The organism is Kitasatospora sp. NPDC058218 (genome assembly GCF_042882445.1).
GTDB lineage: Bacteria > Actinomycetota > Actinomycetes > Streptomycetales > Streptomycetaceae > Kitasatospora.
Genome location: NZ_JBHVWC010000033.1, coordinates 95,325 through 101,324 on the forward strand (window position 1 = coordinate 95,325; position 6,000 = coordinate 101,324).

At 70.7% G+C, this 6,000-nt stretch carries 5 protein-coding genes; 1 reads left to right on the forward strand and 4 read right to left on the reverse strand.

The annotated features are described in order from the left end of the window. Positions 1–447 precede the first annotated feature (447 nt). Together ACFVYI_RS21600 and ACFVYI_RS21605 are read right to left on the reverse strand one after the other, a co-directional pair. Positions 448–1,527, reverse strand: a complete 1,080-nt coding sequence (locus ACFVYI_RS21600) for a protein kinase family protein (protein WP_387887951.1) — start codon at positions 1,525–1,527, stop codon at positions 448–450. Positions 1,528–1,930: 403 nt separating this feature from the next. Next, on the reverse strand, positions 1,931–2,212 hold the full coding sequence (locus ACFVYI_RS21605) for a hypothetical protein (RefSeq protein ID WP_387887934.1): 282 nt from the start codon (positions 2,210–2,212) through the stop codon (positions 1,931–1,933). Between the two features lie 1,178 nt (positions 2,213–3,390). Between ACFVYI_RS21605 and ACFVYI_RS21610 the strand changes: the two genes are divergently transcribed. Beyond that, positions 3,391–3,672 (forward strand): MerR family transcriptional regulator, encoded by a 282-nt coding sequence (locus tag ACFVYI_RS21610; protein WP_387887953.1) that lies wholly within the window; start codon positions 3,391–3,393, stop codon positions 3,670–3,672. A gap of 285 nt (positions 3,673–3,957) precedes the next feature. Here ACFVYI_RS21610 and ACFVYI_RS21615 read toward each other — a convergent pair whose 3' ends face one another. Next, the gene (locus ACFVYI_RS21615; protein WP_387887937.1) at positions 3,958–4,338 is read right to left on the reverse strand and encodes a CBS domain-containing protein; all 381 of its coding nucleotides are present in this window, start codon (positions 4,336–4,338) and stop codon (positions 3,958–3,960) included. Positions 4,339–4,496: 158 nt separating this feature from the next. Continuing rightward, positions 4,497–6,000: DEAD/DEAH box helicase (locus tag ACFVYI_RS21620; protein WP_387887940.1), on the reverse strand; the 1,504-nt coding region annotated here is incomplete at its 5' end.

Here is a 6,000-nt window from a genome sequence, read left to right on the forward strand (position 1 = left end):
CGGGCATCCCGTCCAACAGGTTCTTCGCCGGGCTTGGACCTCCGACCGGTGGAGGACCGGCTACAGGTCCGCGATCCAGGGGTGCCCCGGGTGCACGCGGGCCAGGAGCTCGGCCAGGGGCCGGCGCTGAGTCGAGGTCATGTGCGGGACGGTCGTCTCGAAGTCCGCCCGGTCCTTTCGGCGGGCGTGCTCGGCCTTGAACAGCAGGACCAGTCGATGAAAGTCGGCACCAGGGTTAGGCCGTTCGTGACGCGGATGCACTCGACCGCGCTTCGTGTTCTCCGGCGAGATCGGGAGCCACTGATCGAGCGACCTTCACGACCGGGGTGGAGTGTCCGGGATGCTGGAGACACCAGGGATGTCGCTGGCTCGTGGCGGCGGGCGCGCAGGCTGCCTCCCTGACAAGTCGTGGCCGGGGCCCGCCCCTTCGGGCACAGGCACAGGTTGTCAGCGGCGCGACGCCTCGGCTGTGCACGTGGCACGGTTGAGTTCGGGGCCCGGAAACGGTGTCCGCTTGCTCTCTGAAAGCAGCCGGCGGTGGAACCCGTCCAGAACGACGGCGGCCCGGGCATGCCGCTCGATGATCGCAGCGATCTCCGGCAGAACACCGTCGGGCCTTCGACCTGCGATCCACTCCTGGAGGAAAACATCCGTCTCCCTGTCGTCCCGAACGCGGTCGACGAGGTGGTGGTGGATCAGATGGCTCGCGGTGTAGTGGCGGTCGTACACGAGATGGTCAGCCAGGAACTGCTCCTCGGCCGTCGAGAGCTCGAAACCCGAGCTCAAGGCCAGTCCGAAGTCCGCGAAGTAGATCAGCCGGCCGTCGGTCAGGATGTTGCGGAAGTGGGCATCAAAGTGCACGAGTCCGCGAGAGCTGATGAACGCCGCACCCCGCGTCAAGGAATCCTCCACCCACACGTAGGGAGAGCCGGCGCCAGTCGGCGCCGCGTGCTCCCGATGCTCGTGCAGCCACCCACCGAGTGTCTGCGGCACGTGCTCAAGGAAGAGAACCAGGCTGCAGGAGGACCGGCCGATGGCCTCCAGCCGCTCGCGTACGGCCTGAGAGCCCTCCCAGTGGGCGACCGCTCCGTCGATGCCCCCGAACTCGTCCACGAAGCCCTCGGGAGGGGAGTCGGGCAGGATGCGCCAGTGGTACATCAGGGGAAAGCCCTCGTACTCCCTCCCCAGGACCCAGTTGGTGGTCATGATGTGGACGGCCAGCTCCCGCCAGGCACCGAACCCGGCCGAGCCCACTCCGTACTGGTAGAACATCGGCAGCCCGAAGAGGTTCGCCGTGGACCGGAGGTTCTCCGGCCGGGTCTCGACGTCCGTCAACGGCACCCTCTTGACGAAGACCCGCGTCCCGTCGATGTCCAGCTCCGCCGACCTGCCGCCGATGCCGGATCCGACCGGAGGAGCGGACGCCACGACCTCGCCGAGTCGCCGGTCGCTCAGCAGGGACAGGCGGGTAGCGACGGTCCCGTAGGCGGCCAGCCGCACGGCGTGCTGAGAGTCGGAGTGGCGCATCGACGGCTCCTCGGTGCCCCGAACCAGGGCGTCGGTGTTCACTCAAACGTAATCGACTCCCACCGCCGAGGTCGACCTCGGACCGCAAGTAGCCCGGCCGGCCCGGCGGCAGCCTGCGATGGTCGGGGCGGGTCACTTCGACGCCGGGAGGACGGACTCCTGGGTTGCCTGGACTGGTGCTCGATCCGACCGAAAACGTGGTGCCCGACCATCCCGAAGAACGGACTCACTCCCGCACCAGGGTGACCGTGTTGACGCCCCACGGCGTCGTGCGGGGTCGAGCACCCGCGCCGGCGAGACCGTCGGCGCGGGCCGTGCGCAGGCTCATCCACCCGTCCTGTGACGGGCGTGCTGCTCCTCGCGTCGTGATGGTGATTCGGACGTCGCCGGTCGGGTCACGGCGTCAAGGACGAGCGCTGTGGTGTGTCGCCGTGGACGCGACTGCTCTTGACCACCTACAGTAACGGGTTCCCGGCGGGCGGTCGCCGTGCTGCCCGGTGGTGTCGATGGCGTCGCGCAGGGCGGGCAGGTCGGTGAGGGCGGCCTGCTCGGCGAAGCGGGCCAGAAGCCGGCGCAGGACCCGCTCGTCGCGGTCGCGGACGGCCTCGGCGATGGCCGCCGCCAGCGACACCTGGGTATCGGGGTCGGGGGTGCGCACCTGCCGCGCGGCCTGCTGCCCTTCCACCGCTCGCCTCCCGTTCGTTCGTCGTCGTGGCCGCCGGACGCGGCGTCCTCCGTCCTGGCGCGGCTGCGGCGACCGGCTGCCCCGCCCTGCGCGGGGCGAAGACTACCTCCCCGACCGACACCGCAAAATCTATGCCCGTCGGAGTAGACATTGCCGCACACCGTGGTTAGTGTTTCTCTCGTAGACGAGGTCAAGCGGTACCCGCCAGACACGAACTGGCGGGCAGCAGGAAAGAAGTTCGCAGGTCGGCACGGTTGCAGGGCCCTGAAGCCAGGGATGGTGCAGTAAGGCGACAGGACCGGTGGCCGGGCCGGGTGGCCCGCAGGTATCAGGGGCCGCCGCCCAGCAGTACCGCAGTTCAAAAGACGCGCCGGGCAGGTGGGCGTGAAGAAGGTGACGCAAAAGACGGCGCGGTAGCGGAGTTCCGGAGCCACAGCAGGTGCAGGACGGCGACGGGACTGGCGACCGGGCCGGGCGGCCCGCAGGTATCAGGGGCCACCACCGAGCGGTACCGCAGTTCGGTAAGTGCATTACCAGCAGGTGAAGTTGAGTTGCGCAGTACCGGCAGTCGCAGTACGCGGTATCCCAGTGAAGGCGCCCAAGACTGCGGGCGCGCGTGCTGGGAGTCCGGCAGTGGGGTTCCAAGCCGAGCGGTTGAGCAGGACGGGCGACGGGGCTGGCTGCCGGAACCGGCGGACCACCAGGACCGCCACAGCAGCACCGGGTAGTCGGCACTACCACGCAGTTCGCAGTACCAGCAGCACCGCAGTTCCGAGCAGGTCGCAGTACCCGGTAGTGGAAGTACCCGCGGTTCGCAGTAGTCGGTCAGTACAGAGGATGAACGGAGGGGACAGCGCGCCATCAGGATCGCCCGGCCCGTGAGGCATCACCCGGGCGGATTCCGAAGACCCCAAGGCAAGGACGGTGGTTTCCGGTCACGCATACGCGATCCCCGCACGCCCCCTCCCCCGGGGCGAGGCGGACATGAGGAAGTCGGCCACAGGCCGACAGATGGTGTAAAACCCTTCGGGGCCCCGGGAGCCGCAACGGCCCCGGGGCCCCTCAGCGCGTCCCCGGACACAACAACAAGAAGAGGTGCAGTGACCACGGCAATCATCCGACCCCACACCCCCGACGCCGTCAGCTCGTTCGACGATGACGACTACCCCGCCTACACCATGGGCCGCGCCGCCGAGATGACCGGCACCACCCCCGGCTTCCTGCGCGCCCTCGGCGAGCAGGGCCTCATCACCCCCCTGCGCTCCGACGGCGGTCACCGCCGCTACTCCCGTTACCAGCTTCGGATCGCGATGCGCGCCCGCGACCTCGTCGACCAGGGCACCGCCATCGACGCCGCCTGCCGCATCATCATCCTCGAAGACCAACTCGAGGAAGCCCTGCGCATCAACGAGCAGCTCCGCCGCTCCCAACACGGCCAGGAACCCTCCGCCGACACCTGACCCAGCCATCCAGGCCGACGAAACCGGCCCGCGGTGAGCAGCAGGTGCTCACCGCAGGCCGCCCGGGACACGAGCCCCTCGGTTCCGGTTCGCCGGCCGACCGTTCTCCACCGACCCGGCCGCCCGAGTTCCTGCGTCACCGGCGCGGACCACGCAGACCGCTTCCGCGCAGGGGATTTCGGGTTCGTGTGAGGCCGCACCGGCCCGGCGCATCCGCTGGTAGGGGCGAAGCGCGCTGCGGGCGGATGCCGCGATGGCCGGCGCGTCGGCGCCGACGCGCCGGGCCTAGAAGCTGACCAGGCCGATGGCGTGGCCGTCGTGGTCCACCACCGGCCACACGGCCAGGCCGCGGGAACGCATGGCGGCGGCCGCCGCGGCGGCGGGCATGTCGGCGGTGGCGAACGGGGCCCGGTCGAGGACGATGTCGCGCACTGGGGTGCGCTCGGTGGACCAGGACCGGGCCTGGAACGGCGCCAGGTGCAGGCGGGTCAGCAGCCCCGCGCAGCGGCCGTCGTCGTCGCGGACCAGGAGGTGGTCGGCGCCGGAACTCTGCAGGATGTCCATCGCCATGTCGACCATGACATCGTCGCTGACCTGCAGCTCCGGACATTTCATGAGGTCGCCGACCGTGGCGGTGGTCGCGGGGCGTTCGAGGGTGATGGTCATGGGCAGACTCCTTCGCGTATCCACCGCCGGGACCGGCGGTAGTCAGGGCACTGGCGGTGGGACGGCCGGCGGGTGCGCCGGAGCGGGCCGAGACTGCTCTGCGCTTGGTGGGTGGTGGGGCCCGGACTGCGGCGGCATTCCGGGCCCCCACGTACGCGCTAGGCGGCCAGGGCGACGCGCCTCGGTGCCCGGCGGCGGCCGGAGGAGCCCTGGTTGTCGCGACCGGCGGCCACCCGGGTGTCGCCGGTGGGGCGGCTGCGGCGGCCGCGGCTCGTGGACGCGCTGCGACGCGGACGTTCGACGACGGGGGCCGCGATCACGGTGGGGATGCCGGTGGGCACCCGGGCCCCGGTGATGCGGGCCAGTTCCTCGTCGCCGGCGCTGACGCGGGTGGTGACGGGGGTGATGGCGGCCGTGGTCATCATGCGGGCCATCTCGCGGCGCTGGTTGGGCAGCACCAGCGTGACGACGGTGCCGGACTCGCCCGCCCGGGCGGTGCGCCCGCCGCGGTGCAGGTAGTCCTTGTGGTCGGCCGGCGGGTCGAGGTTGACGACCAGGTCGAGCCCGTCGACGTGGATGCCGCGGGCGGCGACGTTGGTCGCGATCAGCGCCGTGACCTGGCCGGTGCGGAACTGCTCCAGGGTGCGGGTGCGCTGGGGCTGGGACTTGCCGCCGTGCAGGGCCGCGGCCTTCACCCCGTTCGCGAGGAGGTCCTCCACGAGGCGGTCGGCGCCGTGCTTGGTGTCGATGAACATGATCACCCCACCGTCGCGCGAGGCGATGTGCGCGATCGTGGCGTTCTTGTCGAAGTTCTGCACGTGCAGCACGTGGTGCTCCATGGTGCTGACCGCACCCGCCGACGGGTCAACCGAGTGCGTGACCGGATCCTTCAAGAAGCGCCGCACCAGGCGGTCGACGTTGCGGTCCAGGGTCGCGGAGAACAGCATCGTCTGGCAGCCCTCGGCGACCTGGGCGAGGAGTTCGGTGACCTGCGGCAGGAAGCCCATGTCGGCCATCTGGTCGGCCTCGTCGAGCACCGTGATGCCGACCCCGTCCAGCTGGCAGTCGCCGCGCTGGATCAGGTCCTTGAGCCGGCCGGGGGTGGCCACCACGACCTCCGCACCCCGGTTCAGCGTCTGCGCCTGGCGGCCGATCGACATTCCGCCCACCACCGTCGCCATCCGCAGCCGAACCGCGTGGGCGAACGGGGTGAGGGCATCGGTGACCTGCTGGGCGAGCTCACGGGTGGGAACCAGCACCAGGGCCAGCGGCCGGCGCGGCTCGGCCTTCTGTCCGGCGGTGCGGGCCAGCACGGCCAGACCGAACGCGATGGTCTTGCCGGAGCCGGTACGGCCACGTCCGAGGACGTCACGGCCGGCCAGCGAGTTCGGCAGCGTGGCGGCCTGGATCGGGAACGGCGTGGTGACGCCCTGCCGGGTCAGCACCGACAGCAACGCCTTCGGCATGTCCAGCTCGTCGAACGCCTCGACGGCCGGCAGTGCCGGGGTGGTGCTCACCGGCATCGCGAACTCGCCCTGAGCGGACGAGCCCTGACGGAGGCTCCGGCCGCCGGAGGGCCGGTCGCCGTAGAAGGAGCTGCCGCCGGAGCGGGAGGAGGCCGAGGAGCGGGAGTTGGCGTTCTGGTACGGGGAGCGACTGGAG

What these genes read in the sequence shown, in the direction of transcription:
- ACFVYI_RS21600 (WP_387887951.1), bottom strand. Translation starts at nt 1,527, where the DNA reads ATGCGCCACTCCGACTCTCAGCACGCCGTGCGGCTGGCCGCCTACGGG.
- ACFVYI_RS21610 (WP_387887953.1), top strand. Translation starts at nt 3,391, where the DNA reads ATGGGCCGCGCCGCCGAGATGACCGGCACCACCCCCGGCTTCCTGCGC.
- ACFVYI_RS21615 (WP_387887937.1), bottom strand. Translation starts at nt 4,338, where the DNA reads ATGACCATCACCCTCGAACGCCCCGCGACCACCGCCACGGTCGGCGAC.